The organism is Sporosarcina oncorhynchi (genome assembly GCF_033304615.1).
Taxonomy (GTDB): Bacteria; Bacillota; Bacilli; order Bacillales_A; family Planococcaceae; genus Sporosarcina; species Sporosarcina oncorhynchi.
In genome coordinates, this window is record NZ_CP129118.1 from 2937873 (window position 1) to 2962524 (window position 24652).

At 41.0% G+C, this 24652-nt stretch carries 28 protein-coding genes and 2 pseudogenes; 16 read left to right on the forward strand and 14 right to left on the reverse strand.

Annotation, left to right across the window (positions count from 1 at the left end; all coding sequences use genetic code 11):
- Nucleotides 1-14: 14 nt before the first annotated feature.
- From QWT69_RS14390 to QWT69_RS14415, 6 genes are all read left to right on the forward strand, one after another.
- Nucleotides 15-1001, forward strand: a complete 987-nt coding sequence (locus QWT69_RS14390) for an amidohydrolase family protein (RefSeq protein WP_317966772.1) — start codon at nt 15-17, stop codon at nt 999-1001.
- A gap of 134 nt (nt 1002-1135) precedes the next feature.
- Nucleotides 1136-1762, forward strand: coding sequence for a hypothetical protein (locus tag QWT69_RS14395; RefSeq protein WP_317966774.1), 627 nt, complete (start codon nt 1136-1138; stop codon nt 1760-1762).
- Nucleotides 1763-1829: 67 nt separating this feature from the next.
- A complete protein-coding gene (locus QWT69_RS14400; protein WP_317966776.1) occupies nt 1830-2201 on the forward strand; it encodes a nuclear transport factor 2 family protein in 372 nt (123 codons plus the stop codon).
- Between the two features lie 44 nt (nt 2202-2245).
- On the forward strand, nt 2246-2671 hold the full coding sequence (locus QWT69_RS14405) for an SRPBCC family protein (RefSeq protein ID WP_317966778.1): 426 nt from the start codon (nt 2246-2248) through the stop codon (nt 2669-2671).
- A 10-nt stretch (nt 2672-2681) separates the two neighbouring features.
- On the forward strand, nt 2682-2876 hold the full coding sequence (locus QWT69_RS14410) for a serine hydrolase (protein ID WP_317966780.1): 195 nt from the start codon (nt 2682-2684) through the stop codon (nt 2874-2876).
- A 34-nt stretch (nt 2877-2910) separates the two neighbouring features.
- Complete coding sequence (locus QWT69_RS14415) at nt 2911-3837, forward strand: NADP-dependent oxidoreductase (protein WP_317966782.1); 927 nt, start codon at nt 2911-2913, stop codon at nt 3835-3837.
- Nucleotides 3838-4122: 285 nt separating this feature from the next.
- On the opposite strand, the gene QWT69_RS14420 is transcribed toward QWT69_RS14415, so the two are convergent.
- From QWT69_RS14420 to QWT69_RS14435, 4 genes are all read right to left on the reverse strand, one after another.
- Nucleotides 4123-6072 carry a M28 family metallopeptidase gene (locus QWT69_RS14420; protein ID WP_317966784.1) on the reverse strand — a complete coding sequence of 650 codons (1950 nt, stop codon included), beginning with the start codon at nt 6070-6072 and terminating at the stop codon, nt 4123-4125.
- 587 nt (nt 6073-6659) lie between these two features.
- The gene (locus QWT69_RS14425) at nt 6660-7037 is read right to left on the reverse strand and encodes a hypothetical protein (protein WP_317966786.1); all 378 of its coding nucleotides are present in this window, start codon (nt 7035-7037) and stop codon (nt 6660-6662) included.
- A gap of 329 nt (nt 7038-7366) precedes the next feature.
- Complete coding sequence (locus tag QWT69_RS14430; protein ID WP_317966788.1) at nt 7367-7498, reverse strand: hypothetical protein; 132 nt, start codon at nt 7496-7498, stop codon at nt 7367-7369.
- Between the two features lie 14 nt (nt 7499-7512).
- Nucleotides 7513-8742 (reverse strand): helix-turn-helix transcriptional regulator, encoded by a 1230-nt coding sequence (locus QWT69_RS14435; RefSeq protein WP_317966790.1) that lies wholly within the window; start codon nt 8740-8742, stop codon nt 7513-7515.
- Nucleotides 8743-9190: 448 nt separating this feature from the next.
- On the opposite strand from QWT69_RS14435, the gene QWT69_RS14440 reads away from it, so the two are divergent.
- The 9 genes and pseudogenes from QWT69_RS14440 (at nt 9191) to QWT69_RS14480 (ending at nt 13140) form a co-directional block, all read left to right on the forward strand.
- Nucleotides 9191-9646, forward strand: coding sequence for a MarR family winged helix-turn-helix transcriptional regulator (locus tag QWT69_RS14440; protein WP_317966792.1), 456 nt, complete (start codon nt 9191-9193; stop codon nt 9644-9646).
- Entirely contained in the window at nt 9643-9828 is a 186-nt protein-coding gene (locus QWT69_RS14445; RefSeq protein WP_317971172.1) for a hypothetical protein, read from the forward strand. The genes QWT69_RS14440 and QWT69_RS14445 overlap by 4 nt, the downstream gene beginning before the upstream one ends.
- Nucleotides 9829-9866: 38 nt before the next feature.
- Nucleotides 9867-10043 (forward strand): annotated as a pseudogene (locus QWT69_RS14450) (AAA family ATPase); the annotation flags it as partial.
- A 135-nt stretch (nt 10044-10178) separates the two neighbouring features.
- The gene (locus QWT69_RS14455; RefSeq protein ID WP_317966794.1) at nt 10179-10805 is read left to right on the forward strand and encodes a hypothetical protein; all 627 of its coding nucleotides are present in this window, start codon (nt 10179-10181) and stop codon (nt 10803-10805) included.
- A gap of 39 nt (nt 10806-10844) precedes the next feature.
- Nucleotides 10845-11288 (forward strand): hypothetical protein, encoded by a 444-nt coding sequence (locus tag QWT69_RS14460; protein WP_317966796.1) that lies wholly within the window; start codon nt 10845-10847, stop codon nt 11286-11288.
- A 6-nt stretch (nt 11289-11294) separates the two neighbouring features.
- A complete protein-coding gene (locus QWT69_RS14465; protein WP_317971174.1) occupies nt 11295-11450 on the forward strand; it encodes an SRPBCC family protein in 156 nt (51 codons plus the stop codon).
- A 28-nt stretch (nt 11451-11478) separates the two neighbouring features.
- Complete coding sequence (locus tag QWT69_RS14470; RefSeq protein WP_317966798.1) at nt 11479-11850, forward strand: nuclear transport factor 2 family protein; 372 nt, start codon at nt 11479-11481, stop codon at nt 11848-11850.
- A gap of 44 nt (nt 11851-11894) precedes the next feature.
- Entirely contained in the window at nt 11895-12320 is a 426-nt protein-coding gene (locus QWT69_RS14475) for an SRPBCC family protein (RefSeq protein WP_317966800.1), read from the forward strand.
- Nucleotides 12321-12330: 10 nt separating this feature from the next.
- Complete coding sequence (locus QWT69_RS14480) at nt 12331-13140, forward strand: serine hydrolase (RefSeq protein ID WP_317966802.1); 810 nt, start codon at nt 12331-12333, stop codon at nt 13138-13140.
- A 299-nt stretch (nt 13141-13439) separates the two neighbouring features.
- Here QWT69_RS14480 and QWT69_RS14485 read toward each other — a convergent pair whose 3' ends face one another.
- The 9 genes and pseudogenes from QWT69_RS14485 to groES form a co-directional block, all read right to left on the reverse strand.
- The gene (locus tag QWT69_RS14485; RefSeq protein WP_317966804.1) at nt 13440-14375 is read right to left on the reverse strand and encodes a ring-cleaving dioxygenase; all 936 of its coding nucleotides are present in this window, start codon (nt 14373-14375) and stop codon (nt 13440-13442) included.
- Between the two features lie 1189 nt (nt 14376-15564).
- On the reverse strand, nt 15565-15819 hold the full coding sequence (locus QWT69_RS14490) for a hypothetical protein (RefSeq protein WP_317966806.1): 255 nt from the start codon (nt 15817-15819) through the stop codon (nt 15565-15567).
- Nucleotides 15820-15943: 124 nt separating this feature from the next.
- Nucleotides 15944-16471: a histidine phosphatase family protein gene (locus tag QWT69_RS14495; protein WP_317966808.1), complete on the reverse strand. Its 528-nt coding sequence runs from the start codon at nt 16469-16471 to the stop codon at nt 15944-15946.
- 239 nt (nt 16472-16710) lie between these two features.
- Nucleotides 16711-17058: a PF20097 family protein gene (locus tag QWT69_RS17335; protein WP_431312294.1), complete on the reverse strand. Its 348-nt coding sequence runs from the start codon at nt 17056-17058 to the stop codon at nt 16711-16713.
- Entirely contained in the window at nt 16982-17881 is a 900-nt protein-coding gene (locus QWT69_RS14500; protein WP_317966810.1) for a M23 family metallopeptidase, read from the reverse strand. Before QWT69_RS14500 ends, QWT69_RS17335 begins: the two co-directional genes overlap by 77 nt.
- A 226-nt stretch (nt 17882-18107) precedes the next feature.
- Nucleotides 18108-19913 carry a S9 family peptidase gene (locus tag QWT69_RS14505; RefSeq protein WP_317966812.1) on the reverse strand — a complete coding sequence of 602 codons (1806 nt, stop codon included), beginning with the start codon at nt 19911-19913 and terminating at the stop codon, nt 18108-18110.
- Between the two features lie 707 nt (nt 19914-20620).
- Nucleotides 20621-20740: pseudogene (locus tag QWT69_RS17340) on the reverse strand (FMN-dependent NADH-azoreductase); the annotation flags it as partial.
- A gap of 237 nt (nt 20741-20977) precedes the next feature.
- Nucleotides 20978-22612, reverse strand: a complete 1635-nt coding sequence (gene groL, locus QWT69_RS14510) for a chaperonin GroEL (RefSeq protein ID WP_317966814.1) — start codon at nt 22610-22612, stop codon at nt 20978-20980.
- Between the two features lie 48 nt (nt 22613-22660).
- Nucleotides 22661-22945, reverse strand: a complete 285-nt coding sequence (gene groES, locus QWT69_RS14515) for a co-chaperone GroES (RefSeq protein WP_317966816.1) — start codon at nt 22943-22945, stop codon at nt 22661-22663.
- 181 nt (nt 22946-23126) lie between these two features.
- On the opposite strand from groES, the gene QWT69_RS14520 reads away from it, so the two are divergent.
- Nucleotides 23127-23864 carry a CPBP family intramembrane glutamic endopeptidase gene (locus QWT69_RS14520; RefSeq protein WP_317966818.1) on the forward strand — a complete coding sequence of 246 codons (738 nt, stop codon included), beginning with the start codon at nt 23127-23129 and terminating at the stop codon, nt 23862-23864.
- A 42-nt stretch (nt 23865-23906) separates the two neighbouring features.
- On the opposite strand, the gene QWT69_RS14525 is transcribed toward QWT69_RS14520, so the two are convergent.
- Entirely contained in the window at nt 23907-24539 is a 633-nt protein-coding gene (locus tag QWT69_RS14525; protein ID WP_317966820.1) for a YIP1 family protein, read from the reverse strand.
- Between the last annotated feature and the right edge of the window lie 113 nt (nt 24540-24652).

The window sequence follows — 24652 nt, forward strand, 5'->3', positions numbered from 1 at the left end:
ATAATAAGAAATCATTGACCGAAGAACTTGTCCGTGAGCGTGCCATTAAAGGGATTCAAAAAGAAGTAAGTAAAGGCGTTCAATTTATTCGTACACATGTCGATATTACGGATCCCAATCTAACGGGAATGAAAGCTTTATTGAAACTGCGTGAGGAATTAAAAGACGTTGTGACATTGCAACTTGTCGCGTTTCCTCAAGAAGGATTTTTCCGCTATAAAGGTGCAGAGCAATTAATGGATCAAGCACTTCAAATGGGAGCCGATGTTGTCGGTGGAATTCCTCATTTTGAAATATCCTATGAGCATGGCGTCGAATCACTCAAACGCATTGTTGATATGGCCATCAAGTATGACGTCATGATTGATATTCACTGTGATGAAAACGATGATCCGAACAGTCGATTTTTAGAAGTGCTAAATGCACTTGTCATGGAAAAAGACTATGGTGAATATACAACAGCGAGTCATACAACGAGCTTCGGTTCTGTTGAAAACAGTTATGCGAATAAGATGTTAGGGTTGTTTAAAGAATCGCAAATCAATTTCATTGCATGCCCTACTGAGAATGCGCATTTACAAGGACGTGGCGACAGTTATCCGAAACGTCGTGGGTTAACACGCGTGAAAGAATTACTAGCCAACGGAAATAATGTAGCATTTGCACAAGATTCCATTGCGGATTACTGGTACCCGTTAGGGAATGGAAATATGATGAACATTTTAGACAACGGCATTCATTTAGCACATTACACACATATCGATGAAATCAATAAAGCGCTAGACTTAATTACTTATAACGGTGCCAACGTTATGAGAGTGAATGATGAATATGGGATTGAAGTCGGGAAACCAGCGAACTTTATCGTATTGGATGCACAAGATGCTTATGAAGCTGTTCGTGAGCGTGCAGAAGTACTGATGTCCATTCGAAACGGTGACTATTTGTTTAAACGTGAACCACGGAAAAATGAAGTGGAAATTGATTTTCTGAAACAATAAATCAGCACGCCCCTCGACGACATTTGTTGAGGGGCGTTTTCTTTTTGACAGGTATGTACAAAGGAATTCCTGGCATTGTGTCGAATTAGTGGTAAGAGGATAATCGTCAATACGAACAATGGGAGGCATACATAATGGATCGAGAAGAATCACGCAGGCTGGAATTTAAGATACCGGACCTCCGGAAAAAGGAATTGCGGTCAAAACTGACATCTTCAGAACAGCGAGATTTGGATAAGGCGAGAGCCATTAAGGCTGAAAAATACCCGAATAGCACGACCGAGCAATATGCGGATAAAGTACGGGTAATGGCCATTCGCAATTACACAATTATCGAGACAACACCTAAGGCATCATTCTTTCAAAAGCTGTTGAAGCAGGAAAACCCAACAGAGTATAGACTGCAATTCCCGAATGAAAAAGAGGATGTAGCGGAGTTTACCTTCCCATACACACTCGGCCTTGAAATCCGCCAATTGATGGAAGATGTCGGACTCGGACTCGATTGGCCGAAAATGTTGCCGGTCGATGACGGCATGTGCTATACAGATCCGCTCGAAGAAGATGATAAGGAATGGTTTGAGTCTTTCCCAGATCCTGCTTGGTGCGCCTCTAAATTACACGAAGCAAAAAACCTGGAGCAGAAAGCCGCTGCTCATAGTGAGGACATTGTCCAAGTGATTCAGTGGATTAGAACACATTGGGAAAACGGGTTTAACATCTATGCGGACATTGACCCTTGGGAAGTGGACGATCTTTAGGCAATATATGCATGAGAAGTAAAAGAGTACGCATCGCGTGAAACTTTAATCCGAAAGGGTGTATCTAATGGAATCACTTAAAGTCAAAGCAGTGAGCTATCAGCAAATGATCGTCGCAGGCAAAATTGACGAAGCTTATGAAAAGTACGTAAGCCCTGACTTCCGCCACCACAATCCCTATTTCTCTGGGGATGGAGGATCGTTGAAGCAGGCAATGAAAGAGAATGACGGCATGAGCCCGAACAAGACATTCGAAGTGAAACAGACGATTGAAGAAGCGGGAATGGTGATGGTTTATTCCCATATTAAACAGAATCCTGATGATCTTGGAGCCGCTGTAGTTCATATTTTCCGCTTTTCTAATGGCAAAATCATTGAAATGTGGGACGTTGGTCAACCCGTTCCGGCAGAATCACCAAATGAAAATGGGATGTTTTAGTTTCTAATCAAGAATCTTCAACTACAGAAAGGAATTGACCTACATTGAATACTGACATCACAACAAAAATGAAGATTCATAAACCGGCAAGTGAAGTATTCGAAGCCATTGTCGATCCGGAGAAAATGACCGGCTATTGGTTTTCCTCAGGCACGGATAGAGTCGAACAAGGCAAGACAATTACTTGGAAGTACGAGGAATATGGTGCCAAAGGGGATATCCATGTAGTGGAGGTCCAGGACAACGAGAAAATCGTTTTCACTTGGGGCGAAACGACGGTGACGATGACATTCCGTAATGAAGATGGCAGTACGCTCATGCAAGTGACTGAATCGGGAATGAAGACCGATGACCCTGATCTCGTTGCTAAAATGCTTGGTCAAAAAGAAGGCTGGGTGTATATGCTGACGTGTTTGAAGGGGTATGTGGAAAACGGGATTACGACGTTACGGGCTTCGTTAGTTCATTAAGGGGGATCATATGAAAAGCTTGCGGGAGAAAATAGTGGCACGGTTGAAAGAGGCGGAGGGCACTTGGTCGGTTGCGGTAGAAGATGTGAATAATGCTGAATCGTTTTCAATCAATGAGAACGAATCCTTCTATGCCGCTATAGCGGTGCCAGGCACTCATACAATCACGTTATTCCAAATAAACATGAATATTTTGATTGAATGAGTGACAGGCACCATACTATTTAGGAGGAATGTTGATGAATAAGATGAAGGCAATCGTAAAGAAAAGTGCGGATCCAGGTGATCTGGGCTTCATGGAAGTTCCTATTCCCGAAGTTAATGAAAACGAACTACTTGTTCATGTGAAAGCGATTGGCGTTGGAATTCACGACGGTTATTTCCTACCAGAAGACATACAGTATCCGTATACAATTGGTATTGAAGCAGCGGGTATCATCGAAAAGGTCGGACAAAATGTTACGCGTTTCCAAGAAGGGCAACGTGTCGCTTTTGTCAGTTCCATGCAACCTAAAGGAGGTACATGGGCTGAATATGCTGTCGTTACAGAAGACTCTCTCATTCTTCCGATCCCTGAAGCGATGACTTTTGAACAGGCTGCGGCAATTCCTGTGGCTGGAAATACAGCATTGAAAGCACTCCATGATCTTCAACTAAAACCGAATGACACCTTATTCATCGCTGGTGCATCCGGTGCAATTGGTACATTTGCCATCCAACTGGCTGTGGCAAAAGGATGGATTGTTGCCGGTTCCGCTTCGAAATCTAACCATGACTATATGCGCTCGCTTGGTGCAGAGAAAGTAGTCGATTACCATGACGCTGACTGGACACAGCAAATTAGAAAATGGATGCCTAACGGGGTCGATGCGGTGATGGCCATTCAACCATCAACAGGTCTCGAAAGTATGGATGTACTTAAAGAAAATGGTCAGATTGTTGCTGTTTCAGGAGACCAACTCCCTGTGCGTCCCAATATTGTTATTCGTACGATTGCCTATCACGTCGATGTCACAGATGAATTGTCTGCAGTGATGAATAGGATTGCAAATAAAGACTTCACTCTCACCATTGAGAATATTTATCCCTTTTCAGAAGGACTTTCAGCGTTAGAAAAAACAACAACTCGCCATGCACGGGGGAAGTTGGTCATTACTGGACCTTGATTAACAGGTTACACTCCACGTTTATACGAATACACAAAAAGCCTCACACCGATTCCTCCGAATCAGTGGGAGGCTTTCACAGGCACCATAACTATTAACACGTGCTCAAATGGCTAAAGTTTTAATGCGTTCTTTGCAAATTTCGGATTGGTTTTAAAAGGTGACAGGCACTCAAACAATCACGTTAACCGAAACAAACATGAATGTTTGAACTTTCATGATTGTATGAGTGCCAGGCACCCTGATCACCCTGATTTTCCCATCCGAGACTTAATCCAATATCGATTAGAAGGATTTTAAAGTTTTTAGAACCATTTCTTGAATATTGATATCCTCAATCAAGGCTGTAATATCCTCTTCCGACAATGATGACTTGATACCAGTTACTTGGTGACTCTCGAACTCACTAACTACCTCCTCCCCTTTTCTAAAGCTCACCGTGTAAGTAAGCCCGTTAACCACTTGGTTATATGAAAACCCAAAAAGATGGTCGCTGTTTTCGCTGTAACTAAGTGTATATGGTATGCCGTTAATAACCATCTCCTTATATACAAGCTCCTTATCTTCCATTGAGGTTTCTTTACGTATCTCTACAAGAAGCTTTTGCTTCTCATCATGTATACTTGAATAGCTAAACAATATCCATAGCAGATCATCAGAACTCAAATCATGCGTATAGACCTTATCTTCTTCTAGTTTGGACACATCAATTTTTCGGAAATATGAATTAAATACACGAATACTGTTTATATGATATTCTTCAATTATTGATTCATAATCAATCGTTGAATAGTACTCTTTGAATTCATGAAGATCTGTAAATGTGAAATCGGAGTTATCTATTAAATGGTAGTTTTTATCTTTAGTACTTCGTTTTAATGTATATTCATTGTGTTGCAGTTTCGCCCTTTCTGTTGCCTGGAATTCGTAATCAACTTCCTCTCCTACTTGAGAAGTGCTGTTTTCGGGGTCGTAGTTTTGTGTAAAAACGTATTCTTTACGATGATGTTTATTGATGAATTCGACAATACTGTCAGCTACTTTCAATAAAGATATGAAATCTATCTCTTCAATTGTATCCAAAGGACGATGTATTATCGGGGTCACATTCTGACTGGAAATCGTCATGGCGTTAATGTGCTTAGACAGGAAGGTGGAGTGATCACTTCTTAAACCTCCACTCAAATCAGTATTAAACTCCACACTGTTTTCTTTCAAGACAGATATCAGGTCTCCCAATAAATCTTCTGAAACTTCATCCTCCTGCGAAACAATACTTACTGGAGTCTTATAGAAAGAATCCAGGTTAATGTTGTAAATGCTATTATATTTGTCACCTAACTCTTCTATAAAATGAGAACTACCTTGAAGCTCTGATTCCTCACCGTTAAAGGCTACTATAATAATATCACTATCAAATTCTTCAACAGAGTCTGCTAATTTTTCAGCTATTTCAAGTAGCACTGCAACTCCAGAAGCGTTATCAATTGCCCCCCGATAAATGGTATCACCAACCCAGCCTACATGATCAAAATGAGCAGACAGAACAATTGCATTTTTATTATCTTTACCTGGAATCTTACCTGCTACGTTGTATGCATCTATCATTTCTTCTTTTACTGATGAGTACATCATAATTTGTCCGCTGGAAATCTCTTTTAACCTATCATACGTTTTTTGGGAGATTTGAATATGGGGTTTATCAACAGTGTCAATAGATAATGTTTTAGAAAATACTTCTTCTACAATAAATACCCCTTGAGATTTCTCGAAAGCTTCTTGGAAATTGCTTCTGTCTTTTAATACAACATAAGCTTGTTCTATCTCCGGACTTTCAATATCAAACGTTATAGGCAGGGTTTTCTCATAGCTGCTATAACCGCTTCTCTCCAAAAAATCAACGCCACGAATCAAATCCGTCTCGACGCCACTTTCGGAAATTATTTGTATTTGATATTCACCTTTTTCCGGATCATGAAATTTATGAGGATACGGCAGTAATAGTTTCCCTGTATCCGAGCTAATAGGCTCCAATCCTAACTCCTGATATTTTTCTTCAATGAAAGATAGAGCCAGGTCATTGCCTTTTGTCCCAGTGAGACGACCATCCATTTCATCAGATGTTAGAATCCTTATTGTTTCTTCTAATTGTGCATAGTCAGCTTCCTCACTACATCCTGCTAAAAAGATTGTCATTAATATTGCACCGATAAAGACCTTGCACAAATGTATCATATTTATCCCCCCCGAAAAAAAAGTTGAATTTTATTAAAATTACATTATACTGATTAATTATACAATTTAAATAAAGTTACGGTTAATGAAAAATTCACTTTATTAACACTAATTGTAAAATGAAAAATGAAAGTACATAGTATTGCAAGCAAACTTGGTGTTTCAACTTTACATGGAGTAGTGAGCATGATAGCCTTTGCAGTCAGGTCCAGCCATCGACATAGCTGGCTTCATTGCTTGGTACTCATACCCGCAGAGCCTCTATATCAAGTTGTAACATTGTGTATTTGCAATTGCAATCTTATGTATTGTGATTTTCAAAATACTTTATTTCTTGATTTCACTTAAGCCTTTTTGGATGTAAAAATTTTAGAGTTGTTCTAATAACTTATTTGCAAATAAAATATATCTGTTTTGATCTTTGAAATTAAATATTGCATGAATGTAGGGAAACGTTTTGATGTTCGAATCCAAACAAGCACCCCCAACCGTTAGAATTTAACAATTAGGGGCAGTTCAAGCCTCTTATAGTATAGATTTCTATATTTCACTTTAAATCTGTTCAAACATTAAAATTAGGACTACTCTTACTGACCTGGATGAAAAATGCGATTACTTTCTCGCCACTCATCCCAACCACAATATTTACAACTGTACAGTGAACGGACAAGATATAGCTCAGCTACGCAATATCTATTCATATGGTAGTGATAGCTTCCGGTCTGACCTTTATAGATTTCATGAGAACTCATAAAAATCATGTTATGAGGGTTAGGATCCGCAACTGGACAAGGAACATACATCAATCCAATATCTCCAGTTTCCGTTAATTCACCATGATTATGAGTTGCTTCATCATGATTATGAATGGTATTATCATCATGTCCTTCAGCATGTGCAAAATCACTAAAAGAAAACAAAGTTGCACCTAAAATTAATACAGTCAAGAACTTCCTCATTTTCATAATCTTTTCCCCCTTGTTTTTTATTAGAAGACTGGCCAGAACTTCTACTTTAATTGTCTTGTACTTTTAACCTAAATGCAATAATTGGGAGGTTGGGAAATATAATGAAATTAATATAAAGGAATCCTTATATAACATCTCTATTTAGGAAAGTCTACATGAGAGCGATTGAATGTGAATTTTTTTGTGTAATCAAAGGTTTTTCAGTTGAAGCAGCAAAAACTTTTAGATTGGCTACATATTTTGAAAAAATCTTACGGCATGCTCTCTAGAACAGTTAAAAAGGAACCTAATTCGTGAAGAATCAGGTCCTTGAGTATAGATTAGTTTTATTTATGATGAACCGACGGCTTCCCTTCAAGCGGCTCCGGTAGATCATCGTCTGCTGCGAAAACTGTACCTGCGAAGAACAGCGACAATACTAGAATAGATAAGATGCCCCAAACTTTTGCTTTTTTCATCAATCATTACCCCTTTATAGTATTTTTTTCAGATACGTAAGAGCTGACTTATACTGGCGACATTCTTCGTAGTAAGCAACCAATTCATAGATATATTCCTTAATCATTTGTTGGTCAGAACGCTCCTCGAAATATGGCAATGCTATCATTGAAATATAAAATTCAAAAATCGGATCATGTTCCAGTTTCTCTAGTTTATACTTGAGGACTTGAAACTTTATGACATGCTCCTCGTCTTTTACACTTTCCGCAATTTCCCGCCCGACATTTATAAACTTAGTCGCACTCGATTCATCTTCAATACGTAGAAACTCTTTAGAAATGCTGTAGCTAGTTTTCATTCGCGATTTTTCGTCGTCACGATAGCCTAGACTTATTTGAAAAGCTGTAATCGCTTCGGAAGACTTACCTTCATCGGCACAGACCAATCCTAAGTTATGATAAACTTTAGCGATGACTTCTCGGTTTTGTAAGGGCGTCACTTTCTCCAAGATGCTAAGATAAGTCTCTTTTGCTCGTTCCAAGTTACCCATTTTTCGGTAGTTAATCCCTAATAGGAGCTGACAATTCACGCATTGTTCATAATCCATCTTTCGAGCAAAGAGTTCCAAGGCTTTTTCTTCGTAATATGTCGACATTGAATATTCACCTAAAAGATGGTGTACGAGTGCAAGCTGGTAATACACATCCTCTATTTCACTCCGGGGCACAAGTTTCTCTGCTTCTTTGTAGAGCTGGAGCGACTTTGTAAGGCTACCATACATGTAATGATAAAGGCCGCCATACCGGTTGTAATATGGCTTCATCATTTCGGGTATATACTCCTGCAACTTAGTCGTCTCCTCGTAAAGTTCGAACGCTTCCTCACGCTCATTCTTCATTAAAGCAATACGCAATCCAAACAACACTTTAAACACCTGCATTGCCGGATCGATGATCATTCGATTCTTCGCTATAATTTCATTATATAAGTCGACCGCACTTTCCTTGAATCCATTCCGGATTGCCCGGTGAAGTTCCAACGATTTTAGTTGTAGTTTATGAAGATAATCACCTTCCAGCTTCAAATCTGCCGTTTCCAATCCAAGCTTAGAACAGAAAATATCCAACATTTCATTGCTAGGCTCTACGATTTCATTTTCAATTTTGCTTAGATAGGATGTAGCGCAAACTCCTAAAGCCAACTCTTTCTGTGTTAGATTGTTCTTGGTGCGAAAGTATCTGATTTTCGAACCGATTCCCACCCTTTCGCCCCCTTTCTCCTATCTTTTATTTTAGCAAAGAATAACCATTTTGCTAGTCTTTGTAAAGTTGAGAAAGTTAAGGGTGAAAAACTGGCCTAAATACAGATTTTATTTGAGAGTTTCCTAAAGTTAAGAAACATTCTTCTATCTTTCACCATAGGTTTCAATTCCTTTTGTGAAAATATAAAACGAAGCATAGTTAACACATTTTCATAACTATCATTGCAAGTTCTCCGATCCCCCCGAAGTGCGTCTATCATTTTTTCTATAACCTCATTTTCCTCTAACCTTTTCAACGCTGCAAAATCTTTACGAATTGTCATATCCAAGTAAGCCCAACTAGGACAGATTTAATTGACAACTAGACATGAATTATCTATACTGAATTATGCTTTAACTATTAAACCTTTTAATAGCTAAAGTAAATTCGGAAAAAGGAGTGAATAATATGCCATCTGAAAATGAAGATCTATTTTCCGAATTCGGAAAACTTTATTGGGGTTTATCAAGAGAAATGAGTTATATGTGGAAAGATATCTTCGAAAAGCACTTTCCAGGTTCCCAGTCGCATATTTTATTTCTACTGGAACGTCATGGTCAAAAGAAGATGTCTGAGGTAGCAGAATCACTTTACCTCACACCTGGAGCAGTGACAACAGCTTCCGATAAATTACTTAAAAACGGCTACATTGAGCGTGTCCGTGATGAACAAGATCGACGAAGCGTCTATATAGCAATTACAGATTTAGGGAGAGAAACGATTACAAAACTTCAGCGTGAGGGATTGGCTGTCATGAAAGTTGTCTTCGGACATTCATCAGACAAAGAGTTAGGGTTTTTAATAGAAACATTTAAACAAGCGAATACGACTGTCTCTCGGATTCGAAAGGATAAGGAAGTATGAATCATTTAACAGATAAAAAAAAGGTTACGATCATGATTGCTATCATGGTCGCATTATTCTTCTCCGCCATTAACCAAACGATTATCGGTGTAGCGATGCCACGCATTATTGCAAAGCTTGGCGTAATTAAGGTGCCTGGCACTCAAACAATCACGTTAACCGAAACAAACATAAATGATTGAACTTTCATGATTGAACGAGTGACAGGCACCATACACTACAGTTCATCATCTCCACACACTCCCCAATCGTCATGGCACACCCGCTCTCTAAAATCATTCAGATAACTGAAGACGGGATGCATGAAACAACATTGGAAGAAACCGATCACTACGCCATCATGAAACAGTTTTTCGAAAACCGGGAGCGAATGTTACATCATCTTTTTGTAGAATGAATCAGCACGCCCCTCGATAACAGTTTGTCGAGGAGCGTTTTCTTTTTGACGGGCATGTACAAAGGAATTTCGCGCATTGTGCCGAATTAGTGATAAGAGGATAATCGTCAATACGAACAATGGGAGGCATACATAATGGATCGAGAGGAATCACGCAGGCTGGAACTTATGATTCCGGATCTTCGGAAAAAAGAATTGCGGTCAAAACTGACATCTTCAGAACAGCGAGATTTGGATAAGGCGAGAGCCATTAAGGCTGAAAAATACCCGAATAGCACGACCGAGCAATATGCGGATAAAGTGCGGGTAATGGCCATTCGCAATTACACAATTATCGAGACAACACCTAAGGCATCATTCTTTCAAAAGCTGTTGAAGCAGGAAAACCCAACAGAGTATAGACTGCAATTCCCGAATGAAAAAGAGGATGTAGCGGAGTTTACCTTCCCATACACACTCGGCCTTGAAATCCGTCAATTGATGGAAGATGCCGGACTCGGACTTGATTGGCCGAAAATGTTGCCGGTCGATGACGGCATGTGCCACACAGATCCGCTCGAAGAAGATGATAAGGAATGGTTTGAGTCTTTCCCAGATCCTGCTTGGTGCGCCTCTAAATTACACGAAGCAAAAAACCTGGAGCAGAAAGCCGCTGCTCATAGTGAGGACATCGCTCAAGTGATTCAGTGGATCAAGACCCATTGGGAGAATGGGTTTAACATCTACGCGGATATCGATCCTTGGGAAGTGGACGATCTCTGAGGCATTGAAATGTAGTAAGGAGTACTTGGGGGTGGAGCATTGAAATTCGAGGATTTGGTCAATGAGACGGGTTTTTGTATTTCATTTGAACAAGTAAGTGTACCGAAAAGCAAAGGGGTCAATTTGAGATTCATTGTACATAAAGCGAAGGATAGTTGGCAATTACGTGTTCATCCTCAACCAGATGTAGAGGTGACAGCCTATCAGATTGATTTTTCTTACTACATTACATTTCTTGCCGCGGTGAATATGTATACTCGTTGGAATGACGATGAACGATTCAGGGGAGATGCGTTCAGGATTTATGAGAAGTCGATGTTCCTCGATTATTTGGAGAACGAATGGAAGCTGTCCGGTCCAGAATTGCCAGGCAAGAGGCCCATATTATACGCGCTGGCCTGTATTGATCACATCGTCTATATTGTTTCGCACGAGGAACCGATTGTTACGAAAATCACATCCGACATTACAGAAAGGAACTAACCAACAATGAATACAGCAATCACAACAAAAATGAAAATTCATAAACCGGCAAGTGACGTGTTCGAAGCGATTGTCGATCCCGTGAAAATGGGCGGCTATTGGTTTTCCTCGGGTATGATGAGCATCAAAATGAGTGTGCAGCGTTGTGGAATAGCAGCGTGAGTTGTTAATACGAAAGGGTGTAACTACAATGGAATCACATAAAGTCAAAGCAGTGGACTATCTACAACTAATCGTCGCAGGCAAAATAGACGAAGCTTATGAAAAGTACGTAAGCCCCGAGCTCCGCCACCACAATCCCTATTTCTCTGGGGATGGAGGATCGTTGAAGCAGGCGATGAAAGAGAATGACGGCATGAGCCCGAACAAGACATTCGAAGTGAAACAGACGATAACTGAGGGGGAAATGGTGATGGTCTATTCCCACATCAAACAGAACCTTAATGACCTTGGAGCAGCAGTAGTCCACATTTTCCGCTTTTCTAACGGCAAAATCGTTGAAATGTGGGACGTTGGTCAACCCGTTCCGGAAGAATCACCGAATGAAAATGGAATGTTTTAATTCCTCATTAATTATCTGCAATGACAGAAAGGAAGTTACATACATTGAATACGGATATCACAACAAAAATGAAGATTCATAAACCGGCAAGTGACGTGTTCGAAGCGATTGTCAATCCCGAGAAAATGGCCGGCTATTGGTTTTCCTCTGGCACGGATAGAGTCGAACAAGGCAAGACAATTACTTGGAAGTACGAGGAATATGGTGCCGAAGGGGTTATCGATGTAGTGGAGGTCCAGGACAACGAGAAAATCGTTTTCACGTGGGGCGAAACGACCGTGACGATGACATTGCATAACGAGGATGGGAGTACGCTCATGCAAGTGACTGAATCGGGAATGAAGGCCGATGACCCTGATCTCGTTGCTAAAATGGTTGGTCAAAAAGAAGGCTGGGTGTATATGCTAACGTGTTTGAAGGGGTATGTTGAAAACGGGATTACGACGTTACGGGCTTCGTTAGTTCATTAAGGGGGATGTCATGAAGAGCTTACGGGAGAAAATAGAAGCACGTTTGGAAGATGCGAAAGGCACTTGGTCTGTTGCGGTCGAGGATTTGACTAAAGGCGAAGCGTTTTCTTTGAATGGCAACGAATCCTTTTATGCGGCTAGCGTTATCAAGGTGCCCATTATGGCGGCGGTGTTTGCTGCAGCGGAAGAAGGAGTTATCCGATTAGGGGATTGTTTGCCGTTGCGGAGAGATAATATCGTCGGTGGCAGCGGCGTTCTGCAGTTTATGTCCCCCGGCATTGAATTGCCGATTTATGATTTAATCACCCTCATGATTATCCAAAGTGATAATACTGCGACGAATATGTTGATAGATTTAATTGGAACCGAAAAGATTCAAGCTGTCATGAACGGCTTAGGGATGGAACGAAGCGAAATTCATCATAAATTAATGATTGTCCAAGCAAATCGGACGAACAGCAATGATATAACTGCAGCCGATATAACTGCTTTATTGACGCGGATTGCTCGGGGAGAATGCGTTTCGTTGCATGCATCTGAGCAGATGGTGCGCATTCTGAAACAACAGCAACTGTCGAATGGCTTGGCTGACCGCTTTCCTGCTACTGAGTCTACCATCGTCGGTGCCATTCCACAGTGGGAGTTTGCCGGGAAAACGGGCACTGTCGAAGGAATTATGCATGAATGTGCATTGCTATATGTGCATGGCCGTTGTGTAGCGGTTACCGTGCTGTCAAAAGGGTGCACAGAAGTAGAGTCGCGTGAGATGATTGCGCAAATCGGCAGTGACGTGTATATGTATAGCAGTAGGAATAATTGAAGATTATTTATTGCCAGATGCGGACCATTCCTCATTTGGTTTTTCTTTTCCATAACCTGCATACGTGCTGACGACGGATAATCCGTTGATGCTTATGACGTTCTAATTAAATTTCATTATTTCATTAGGATGGAAATAGTCGCCTATATTGATTCAACTGATAGTTAAAGCGTACTATATAAGCTCGACAACCATTTTTCATTTTACGAAAAGTAAAGGCTAAACGAATTGGTATCCGTTTAGCCTTCAACTACTACGTGTATGAAGCTTAAACCGTTCTTACATAGGACAGACGAATGTTAATCAACTGAACGCACTGTAATTGGGATGAGTGATTCTGTCAGTTTTTCACGGTGCTGCTCGTATTGTGCGGGCAACATCAAGTTTTCTCCCATCGTTTCGGGTGATTCATCATGAGCAAAACCTGGAGGATCTGTAGCGATCTCAAATAAGATGTCTCCGTGTTCTTTGAAGTATATGGCATTGAAGTAATTACGGTCTCTTACTTCTGTTACCCCAAAGCCAGAATTCCCGACGAATTCTTGCCACTCCAATTGGTCTTGGTCATCTTTTGCACGCCAGGCAATGTGATGCACTGTCCCCACGCCCATTTCTCCACGACCAAGAGGCGTTGTTTTTAAATCGATAATATTTCCAATATCGCCGTAAGAACGGAAACGTGTTAAGTCCCCTTCTTCACCAAGTTTTTCAAGCCCCATTACGTCTTCAAGCGTTGTTGCTGTTTCCTTTGGGCGACTTGAAAGCAATGTTGCCCCGCCGAAGCCTTTAATCGCTACATCTGGCGTGATGTCACCAATTGTATACGTATTTACGTCTCCATCTTCTCGCTCTACCAATTCCAGTTGAAGACCATGTGTGTCTTCAAACAATACATACGTTTCGTTAAACCGTGTTTCTTTTGTATAATGAATGTTGAGTCTTTCAAGACGGTTTTCCCAGAACGACAGCGCGCCCATCGGGACTACAAATGAGATTACACCGACTTGTCCTGCACCAATCTTTCCTTGAAAAGCGTTTGCCCACGGGAAGAATGTAATAATCGTTCCCGGTTTTCCAGCTCCGTTTCCGAAATACAAATGGTACGTTCCTGGATCGTCAAAGTTTACCGTTTTCTTCACTAATCGCAGCCCAAGCACGCCCGCATAAAAATCTACGTTCTCTTGAGGATGGCCTACAATTGCAGTTATATGGTGAATTCCAGCTGTTTTCATCATTTACTTCCTCCTTGGATTCTTTTCAATTAAGGTGCCTGGCACTCAAACAATCACGTTAACTGAAACAAACATAAATGATTGAACGAGTGACAGGCACCATAGTTATCAACGATTAAATTGTCTAATCAATTGAAAGCCCCTGGCCGTTTATTACCAATTCAAACACTATTTTATTCGCGAAAGCATTATCTTTCTTAATACAAAGGATCTGTTATTTTCATTACCTCAAAACGACAACTATTAACCCTTTGCTTCCGCTGTCACAGCTCCTCGCTTTCTTTCATGCTAAAAGGCAAGAAGTCAATTTCATCGCCAATAGGTTGAGCAATATAAATATCTCGAATTCAAGATAATAATACCATATTATTTATTTGTAAGCCATTTTTTCGGACTAGTAATCGGGGTTGTTGAATTCAGCTCTGTTACTTAATATTCATGATAAAAGATGAATAAAAAAAGAACCTAAAAATAGGTTCTTTTCCCGCTAATCTACTTCATCTAGCGTCTTCTTTGGTTGATGAAGTTTGTTCGAAAATCGCACCTTTTAGCTTAACAAGCACATTCCTTTTATACACAGCATTTTCGGAATGTGACATTAAATTAACGTGTCAAAGCATAATAAATTACATATAGCCAACCAAACAATCCGTGTATACAAGCCCATAAAATAGATTTGTGTAAACTCCAAGAAATAGCAATAGCTAAAGCCGACCCGAATGAAATGCCCGTAGAAACTGTTTTTTTAGTTTTGCTATTCACTCCTACACCCCCTGCGTTTAATGTGTCATATGCAGCATAAAAACTCCCTGTCACTTCTTCAACTAACTGGCGTTAGTTGTAATGTAAAGTTTTACAATATTAGAATGCTCCCTCCACAATCCGGAGCGATTGTGGCATAGATGAATTCAACAATCGTACCCTTTAATGGAATTAGATGAAACCGTTGATTTGCGTTCCGGCCGGACGCGTTCCTGGGGACGTGCGGCGATCCTCCTCGGTCCGCTACGCTACCCTGTGGGATTTCAACCTGTTAGTGCTAAGATGTAGATGTGCTCCTTTTCGCTACGCTTCACTCGCAAAAGCCGTTCTACGTTACGGCTCTCGCTTATACCAAAGGAGTCGCCGGCCTCCACTCCAATCAACTAAGAGTGTAGTACTTCACAATCGCCCCCGTTTGCAGAAGAAACGCTTATGATTTTATTTGTTTTTTTTTGGAATTAATTATGTCTCCTACGATACCAATAAATGTTATTGCTCCAAAGATTACAATTGTATATTTAAGAACTTTTGATCCACCATGTGGTATAAGGGCACTTACTATTATCGCTCCTACCAATATAGCCGTTCCTAATTGTGCAGCAAATTCATTTTCGGGATATTTCTTTTTGAAAATCTTTAGTGCAATAAACAGACTTATAATCAACAGCAAAAGGATTATACCCATACTTTTTCACCTCATAAAATTATAGATTCTAACCAACAAGTACCCGGTTACTGAATCAGCACTATTTTTTATGTCACAAACGCCCCCATTAGTTTAAGTGCATTGTTTCACATAGTGAAATGGTTTATTTGAAATTGTATATTTTATAATCGCCATTACTTGATGAAAAACTTAGAATATTTTCATCCTTCGGTATACCATCAAAGTAGGAACCAATACATCCAGTAGTACATTTATGCCCGGATAGTAGAATATTTAGTTCTTTCCCTCTATGTTCAGTTTCAAGTTCACTCAAAAAATTAAATACTCTTTCAACAAATACAATTGTATCTTCAACACCTTTATAAACACTTGAATCAGGTACTACTCCAGCCATTTTCACTTCGCTAGTTTCTAATCTATCAGCTTCTCCTAAGTCAAAAACATCTAGCCTTGCATCTATTGTCACTTTTAATCCAGTCGCTATTTCTGCTGTTTGGATAGCTCTTTCTTGTGGCGAGGAAAAAACATAATCAAACTTAATATCTTTAATTTTCTCCCTCAAATTTTCCGCTTGTTTAATTCCGTGTTCATTGAGAGGTAAACCCAATCTTCCTTGCATTCTTCTTTCCTTGTTTAAATCTGTTTGCCCGTGTCTAATAACATATATCATTTTTTTCCCCCCATGTATCAACAATTTAGTAACTTACTTTTATCAAATGACCATTTTTCTTATTAAACTAAATGGATTGATTGTTACATAACTCAAATTACTACTATCGATACGTTCTTAATAGCTGATAAGTTTCGTAGAATGTTCGCTTCTTTTATTCAAAAATCAATATTGCAATTTCGAATGAATGACAGGCACCATAGTTAAACAATTCGAATGCCCGTCTATACACGCCCTTTCTACTTGTTTTCCGATCCATACGAAAAAGTGACTAGCTGACAAATCTCACACCGGTAGGCCGGTGTTTTTCGCATTCTGAACGTGGCCATCTTGATCAGCACTTCTGCCGATCGTTCGTCCATGAAGGCGGGCCATTCGGATTCCGACCAGTAAACCCTGTGGGAATTGAAGATATAACCTTTTACCAGCTCCCCATTGCATTGAAGGCATTTCAGTTTATCTACCACAAAGGCCACACTCCTCCCTAAAGATGGATTGTATCGTGCCATGTTAACGGACAAGCTGATTTCGGAGAAGGAACTTACCATCGAACCGAATCGGGATGCCGATGCCGTCTTTTTCAGCATGGATATGCAAATGAGGTTCGCTCGTATTCCCGGAGTTCCCCACTTTACCGATTTTCTGCCCGACTTCCACGATTTCATCCAGATCTACCGTGACACTACCCTTTTTCATATGGGCCAGATAGACGATTGCGTCGGAATCTTCGCACGTTAAGGCGACGTAATTTCCTGTCGCATTGTCAGGATCCGCTTCAGGCGGTGTTAAATCAGGCAGACTATTTTCGATCTCAGTCACTGTTCCCGTGCAAGGACTGAACAGGTCATCTTCGAAAATATAGTAGTTCTCCAACTTTTTCGGATATAGCCCTTTAGCACGGATCCCGAACGCATTAACTTTCAGAATATCCAGCGCAAACTGTTGCGGTTCATGGGACTTGTGATAATTCAGCAAGCGGCTGTTGCCGCCATGACCGATATAGTACGTGCCTTCGTTCAACGGAAAGGTCAGTTCAAGGGCAGGCTCACTCGTTGAATAACCCGCCACGGTGAATACATTATAGGCACCGAATATGACAAGAAGAAAAATCGAAACGCCCATTGACAGTTTCCGCTTTTCGTCGGAAGCCACTTTGGACGGCAGCTCTCGTACTTTCATCCATGAACGAATTAGCGCCACAATGAGCAAGACGACTAGAAGATACCGAAAATAATAGCCAATCCAGCTCCAATTTCCAGCCTGGAATAACCATGCCGATAAAAACACCGTCACACCCGCTTCCACCATCCACTCCCATCGACTTTTAAAATCTGCCCGCCACAGTGTAATGAGAAAAACTGCAGGCAACACGACTTGAATGCCCAATACCATCAAAATCGTAAAAAACACCAAACTCCTCCCCTTTCATCTTGTCTATACGTTCCACGCGTTTGTTATGTATACGGATGTGCACAGGGAATAGTTTCGATTGTTTGGACAATAAAGGTGCCAGGCCCTCAAACAAAAGTGTTTCAAAACTACTATAAACATGAAAACACCTACATCCAGACGATTAACAAGTCTGAATGTAAGTATCTATTGCTCCTGTTCAAAATTGCACAGGAGCGTTTTTCATTTATAAATGCGTATCCAAAAATTCTCGAATTGCTCCATACCCTGTAATTTGGTTTTCCCGTTTTGTAAAACCGTGTCCTTCATCTTCAAATACGATGTACTCCACTGGAACACCATTTTCTTTCACCTTTTCAACAATATCATCAGACTCTACTTGCAAAACACGCGGATCGTTTGCACCTTGCAAGACAATGAGCGGCTTGTTGATTTTATCCGCATGAAACAGTGGTGAAATACTACGAATATAATCGGTTTGCTCATATGGATCTCCGATTTTTTTGTATAATAGTTCACGCATTGCTTCCCACCATGGTGGAATACTCTTTAGTGTTCGTTCCCAATTGGACACCCCAAATATATTCACACCCACTTTAAATGCATCAGGTTGGAATGCAAGCGCAGCAAGCGTCATATAGCCACCGTAACTTCCTCCGATAATACCAATCCGATCCTCTTCAATCCGCCCTGTCCCTATTAAGAACTTTTTCCCTTCAATACAATCAGCCAAGTCAACATCACCGTGTTTTAAATCCGCTGCTTTGAAAAATGATTTTCCATAGCCAGAACTTCCGCGGTTGTTTACAGCAAGTACCGCATAGCCATGGTTAACCAAGTACTGGAACAAAGGACTGAAATCGACAGTCGACTGGCCTCCAGGTCCACCGTGTACCCAAATGAGTGCAGGTGCTTTTTCCCCCTCTTCAAGACGTGGCTCATAATAAATCGCCGGGATTTCAAGACCATCAAACGAAGAGTAATGAATAACCCGCGCATCCACGAGGTCATGTTCGTCAATCTCCGCGTTAAGTGTATCCGTTAAACACCGTAATTCCTTTAATTCGAAGTCGTACACATACAAATTTGCTGGCGCTGTAGAACGGTTTAATAAAAACGCCATATAGCGCTCACCTTTTGAAATGGATAACCCGCTAATCTGCCCTTGTGGAAAATCCATTATTTCAACATTCTTCCCTGTTTTCGAATCAATCACTTTCACTTCAACTTTTCCGTCATTGTTAATATAGTAGTAAAGATATTTATAATTTGGTGAAAAGCGTGCAGTTAGAATATCCCACTCTTCTTTGGCTACTATTTCGCTGCTTCCAGTCGATAAACATAGACGGCTCAAATATAAAAACTCGTGATCTTTATCTGTTAAATAGTATATGCAGGTTGAATCCGCGTCAAACGCGATAGGTTGATACTGCTCATCCCCAATATGTTCAGACAAATGTTTGACACCTTCTTCTTCGGTATAAATGAACATATCGGAGTCATTTGATGTTCTAGGCTTGAGTAAAGCAATATACTTTTTGTCGTCGGAAATCGCTGCCACCATATAACCATCTTCATTTTTAAACAATAATGTCGATTCCAATGTGTCAATATCCATTTCGTACAAGTCCATATAACGAGAGTCCCGCTTATTTGATTCATAGAAAAAATACTTATCGTCCCGACTCCAACGATGAAACTCCGCTTTTTCTTCTTTCCCAGGCGTAAGATCTACACTCTTGCCGTTTTCAGATTGCATATAGAGATGTGTGAGTTCATTCCCGCCTTGATCACTTCTATACAGAAACTTGCGACCATCAGGAAAATAACCTATCGGTATCATTAAATTATCCTGAGAGTGCGTTAATTGAACTGTCTCTCCGTCTGCCAAAGAAACCGAATATGCATTATAAACACCTGAACGATCACTGCCAACTAAAACTCTTTTGTCATCAGAAGAAATCGATACCCCCACTAGTCTTTCACAATTAACAAATTGTTCAATAGAATGCTTTCTCATTACATTAATCATTTTTCAGCCCCATTTCCCTTAATTAACACGACACCACACCACACCAATATTTTACACTATTAAGAAGACTTAAACAAATTATACTAGCAACAAGAAATTGTTTCTACATCCCTCGAAGAACCCGCAAACACTCCAACTATAATTGATTCTTCAAATAAGGTGCCAGGCACTCAAACGATCACTGGCACCATAATCAACTGCTCTATAGTCAGCATTTCCAACTGTTCACGTTCATTGATTTGATTCTTTGTCATCATATCCATCACCTCATTCATTTAATAGGAACCACCGTTGATTGGAGCGAACGCCGTTACGAAGAACGGCGTTTGCGAACACAAGCGTAGCGTTGCGAGCAGAAGGCTGCCTTAATTTCTGCAAAAAGCGCAGAAATTAAGGCAAACCGGACTCTTCGTGGTCCGGTTGGCTGAAGCCGTGCCCGTGGAAAGCGTCCGCTCGCAGCGGAAATCAACATTGTAGCTTTATCTCTATTTTAAAAGGAAAAAGGGTGTGAATAACTTAAACTTTATTAGACCGCCGCTTCCAGTAATAACTCTAAATCTTGTTTAGAGAAATGGGATAGTTATTTTTAGTAAACCTAGGCTTTTAGACAGAAAAAACCCAAAATGGGGACACTTTTTTTAAAAGTGTCTACCATTTGGGGTTCAGTTCAAATTTCACGAAGGGATTTTCCGAATTTATTTATTATCTTATACAGTAGCTGGTTGAGCAGCCAATGCTTTTGCAACTTCAGCTACTTTTTCAAGGCCTTGTGCAACGATTTGTTCTGCTAGGTCCGGCATAGCATTATGTCCTTCAATGATGACTTCTTAAACAGAGATTGAATGAGTGGCAGGCACCACAAAAAGGCCTCCCACCAATTCCTAAGAATCGATGAAAGGCCTTTTATTTATACAACTTCACATTGGGAAGCAAATAACGATGTCCAGCTTCAGCGGCTAGCCCCTCGAGTCATAAGCCACTCTAAGAAGAAGGCAAAGGGCGCCTTCTTGCTTAGATCGACTTATGCTTGTCGGGGCTGAGCAAGCCGCTTGCGCTTTTCGTTATTACATCATGCCGCCCATTCCGCCCATGTCAGGCATTCCGCCCATTCCAGCACCAGCTGGCTCAGGTAGGTCTGCAACGACTGCTTCAGTTGATAGGAACATAGATGCTACAGATGCTGCGTTTTGAAGTGCAGAACGGGTAACCTTCGTTGGGTCTACGATACCCGCTTGAACCATGTTCACCCACTCGCCGTTTGCAGCGTTGAAACCGATACCGACTTCTTCGCGCTTGAGGCGATCGACAACGATTGAACCTTCAAGACCTGCGTTATTAGCGATTTGACGAACTGGTTCTTCAAGTGCACGAAGTACAATCTTCACGCCCGTTGCAACATCGCCTTCTGTTTCTTCAAGAAGCTTTTCTACTTTCGAATAAACGTTGATAAGCGCTGTACCACCACCGGATACGATACCTTCTTCAACTGCCGCACGTGTTGAGTTCAATGCGTCTTCGATGCGAAGTTTACGCTCTTTCAATTCTGTTTCAGTAGCTGCTCCGACTTTAATAACTGCAACGCCGCCAGCCAATTTCGCAAGACGCTCTTGTAGTTTTTCTTTGTCGAACTCAGAAGTTGACTCTTCAAGTTGTGCACGGATTTGACCTACACGAGATGCGATTTGATCTGTGTCGCCATTTCCTTCTACGATTGTCGTATGGTCTTTTGTCACAACAACTTTCGCAGCGCGGCCAAGTTGTGAGATGTCAGCAGATTTCAGGTCAAGCCCTAGATCTTCTGTGATCACTTCTCCACCCGTCAAGATTGCGATGTCTTCAAGCATTGCTTTACGACGATCGCCGAATCCTGGTGCTTTAACAGCAACTGCATTAAACGTACCGCGAAGTTTATTCACAACTAGTGTTGCTAGCGCTTCGCCTTCTACGTCTTCTGCAACCATCAACAATGGCTTGCCTTGTTGAACGACTTGCTCAAGAACAGGAAGGATTTCCTGGATATTTGTAATTTTCTTATCTGTAATTAAAATGTACGGGTTATCAAGAACCGCTTCCATTTTGTCTGTATCTGTCGCCATGTATGCAGATGCATAACCACGGTCGAATTGCATACCTTCAACAACGTCAAGCTCAGTTGTGAAGCCCTTTGACTCCTCAAGCGTAATAACACCGTCGTTTCCAACGCGCTCCATTGCTTCAGCAATCAAATCACCGACTTCATCGTCGCCAGAAGAAATAGCCGCAACTTGTGCAATCTCTTGCTTGCTTTCGATTTCATCAGAAATACCTTTCAATTCTTCAACAGCAAGTGCTACTGCCTTTTCGATTCCTTTACGGATACCAACAGGGTTAGCGCCAGCTGTAACGTTTTTCAAGCCTTCACGGATCATCGCTTGTGCTAAAACAGTCGCAGTTGTCGTACCGTCACCAGCGATTTCGTTTGTTTTAGAAGCAACTTCTGCTACAAGCTTAGCACCCATGTTTTCGAATGCATCTTCAAGTTCGATTTCTTTAGCGATTGTTACACCATCATTTGTAATAAGTGGTGAACCGAATTTTCTTTCAAGAACGACGTTACGTCCTTTAGGTCCGAGTGTTACTTTAACAGCATCTGCAAGTGTATCAACACCGCGAAGCATAGCACTGCGCGCGTCTTCATTGAACTTAATTTCTTTAGCCATTTATAGATACCCTCCTGGATTTAATTGTTTTCTTATCTATTCGTATGTTTAGCCAATGATCGCAAGAACGTCAGTTTCACGTAGGATCAAATATTCATTACCTTCATATTTCACTTCAGTACCAGCATATTTTGAGAAGATGATACGGTCGCCTTCTTTTACCTCAAGGTCAACACGCTGTCCATTTTCAAGCACGCGTCCAGTTCCTGCTGCAACCACTTTACCTTCTTGCGGCTTTTCTTTCGCGGAATCCGGTAGTACAATACCGCTTGACGTTTTTTCTTCCACTTCGATCAATTCAATTACGATACGGTCACCTAATGGTTTCAACAATTGAAACAACCTCCTCGACATTATATCTTCTATTTTTAGCACTCAGTAAGCATGAGTGCTAATACATTTACAATCATAATAAAGATAGCCATGAATTGCAAGTAAAATACTCGCATCGTTTTCTCTTTGCTTATCTTCTTTGAAACCGTTAAAATGGACAACAGAAGAGGGGTTATGGTTCATGAAAAACTGGAAAATCTACATCTGGATTCTCGTAATCTATCTCGCCATGCAACTTGGAAGCATTCCGGTCAGCAGAAGTTTATTCACCTACTTCATGGAAACTGGAGGACAACCAAAGGACCTGGCGGAAATGAATGCCATCGCCTGGGGCTTGTTCATCTCAAATCTTATAGCAGCTCCATTCATCCTATATATGACGACACGCAATAAGAAATTCTGGGATATCTTCAAAAGAGGCAAGAAAGCGTCAATTGGAAAAACGATTCTTTTCGGTGTTCTCGGATTCTTCATGGCGATGGCCGGGCAGATGATTGCCGGCATTATCGAAATGGCGTTTGGTGTCATGCCTGGATCGGAAAATACTGAGATGCTCAGTAAATTGGCGAAAGCATCGGCAATCCTCATCATTCCGATTGTCATCTTTGCACCACTTCTTGAAGAACTTGTCTTCAGAAGAGTGATTTTTGGCGGCCTCTATACGAAGACGAATTTTTGGATTGCCGCGCTAATTAGTGCAGTACTCTTTTCACTCGTCCACGGTGAGCCACAACATCTGCTCATTTATATGGCTCCCGGTTTAGTATTTGCGTTCATCTATTATCAAACACAGCGGATTTGGGCGCCAATGATTGCCCACTTCCTCATGAACAGCTTCGTCATGGTTGTCCAATTTAATTACGACAAACTAATGGACCTGCAGCAGATGAATGAAGCTTTCATCTTTTTCCTTCGCTAATGAAAAAACGGTCCTCGTCAGTGACGAAGACCGTTTTTTCATTTAGAACATAGCCGTAATAACCGCGAAGATAATGGCACCGAAGATTAATAAGAGAATAATTCCTAGAACAATCATGATGCCGGTAATGATGGCGACTGTACCCAATCCCCGCCACGCTGAAAATCCATGGACAAGTCCGATCCCTTTACATAAGATAACAATCCCGTATATGCCGACTGCAAGATTGACGAGGTTTACTAGGAAATAGACGCCAAGTGGAATCGTCGTTATTTCAAACTCCGAAACCGGAGCTTCGAACAGCGTAGAACCGTATAAGACGAGCAACGCTAAATTCATCGGAGATAGCCAAATCTGTACAATCGAAGAGGCTGGAATGACAGTAAGCATTTCAGCATATCGTCCACGGCCGCCGAGCCACTTCCCGACCCATGTATACAATGCCGTACTAATAAACCAGCCGATGATTGCCCCAATGAATGAAATAGCAATTGAAATGAAGACGATCAGCGCGAGTGGCATGCCTGTGAATATCCCCGTATCCATCATCGTAACCATCCCCACACTAATCGACGCCAATACATAAATGAGCAGGCTATAGCCTATCGAATTTTTGGCAAGCATATATTTCATTGTTTCTGTCGGTTGTCTCCATATTGAAAATATCGGATTCATAGTCATTCCCCTTTATCTCTTTATCTTTTTGTGTTTCTTATCTATACGTTCGAACTGAACAAACGTTTCAATGTTCCGGGAATTCACACCAAAAAAATTCCCACTTCCGGACA

Bases quoted from the DNA above. Each gene is read 5' to 3' on its own strand.
- QWT69_RS14395 (WP_317966774.1), top strand. From the start codon at position 1,136: ATGGATCGAGAAGAATCACGCAGGCTGGAATTTAAGATACCGGACCTC.
- QWT69_RS14400 (WP_317966776.1), top strand. From the start codon at position 1,830: ATGGAATCACTTAAAGTCAAAGCAGTGAGCTATCAGCAAATGATCGTC.
- QWT69_RS14410 (WP_317966780.1), top strand. From the start codon at position 2,682: ATGAAAAGCTTGCGGGAGAAAATAGTGGCACGGTTGAAAGAGGCGGAG.
- QWT69_RS14415 (WP_317966782.1), top strand. From the start codon at position 2,911: ATGAATAAGATGAAGGCAATCGTAAAGAAAAGTGCGGATCCAGGTGAT.
- QWT69_RS14420 (WP_317966784.1), bottom strand. From the start codon at position 6,072: ATGATACATTTGTGCAAGGTCTTTATCGGTGCAATATTAATGACAATC.
- QWT69_RS14425 (WP_317966786.1), bottom strand. From the start codon at position 7,037: ATGAAAATGAGGAAGTTCTTGACTGTATTAATTTTAGGTGCAACTTTG.
- QWT69_RS14430 (WP_317966788.1), bottom strand. From the start codon at position 7,498: ATGAAAAAAGCAAAAGTTTGGGGCATCTTATCTATTCTAGTATTGTCG.
- QWT69_RS14440 (WP_317966792.1), top strand. From the start codon at position 9,191: ATGCCATCTGAAAATGAAGATCTATTTTCCGAATTCGGAAAACTTTAT.
- QWT69_RS14445 (WP_317971172.1), top strand. From the start codon at position 9,643: ATGAATCATTTAACAGATAAAAAAAAGGTTACGATCATGATTGCTATC.
- QWT69_RS14455 (WP_317966794.1), top strand. From the start codon at position 10,179: ATGGATCGAGAGGAATCACGCAGGCTGGAACTTATGATTCCGGATCTT.
- QWT69_RS14465 (WP_317971174.1), top strand. From the start codon at position 11,295: ATGAATACAGCAATCACAACAAAAATGAAAATTCATAAACCGGCAAGT.
- QWT69_RS14470 (WP_317966798.1), top strand. From the start codon at position 11,479: ATGGAATCACATAAAGTCAAAGCAGTGGACTATCTACAACTAATCGTC.
- QWT69_RS14480 (WP_317966802.1), top strand. From the start codon at position 12,331: ATGAAGAGCTTACGGGAGAAAATAGAAGCACGTTTGGAAGATGCGAAA.
- QWT69_RS14485 (WP_317966804.1), bottom strand. From the start codon at position 14,375: ATGATGAAAACAGCTGGAATTCACCATATAACTGCAATTGTAGGCCAT.
- QWT69_RS14490 (WP_317966806.1), bottom strand. From the start codon at position 15,819: ATGGGTATAATCCTTTTGCTGTTGATTATAAGTCTGTTTATTGCACTA.
- QWT69_RS14495 (WP_317966808.1), bottom strand. From the start codon at position 16,471: ATGATATATGTTATTAGACACGGGCAAACAGATTTAAACAAGGAAAGA.
- QWT69_RS17335 (WP_431312294.1), bottom strand. From the start codon at position 17,058: ATGCTGAAAAAGACGGCATCGGCATCCCGATTCGGTTCGATGGTAAGT.
- QWT69_RS14505 (WP_317966812.1), bottom strand. From the start codon at position 19,913: ATGATTAATGTAATGAGAAAGCATTCTATTGAACAATTTGTTAATTGT.
- groL (WP_317966814.1), bottom strand. From the start codon at position 22,612: ATGGCTAAAGAAATTAAGTTCAATGAAGACGCGCGCAGTGCTATGCTT.
- QWT69_RS14520 (WP_317966818.1), top strand. From the start codon at position 23,127: ATGAAAAACTGGAAAATCTACATCTGGATTCTCGTAATCTATCTCGCC.
- QWT69_RS14525 (WP_317966820.1), bottom strand. From the start codon at position 24,539: ATGAATCCGATATTTTCAATATGGAGACAACCGACAGAAACAATGAAA.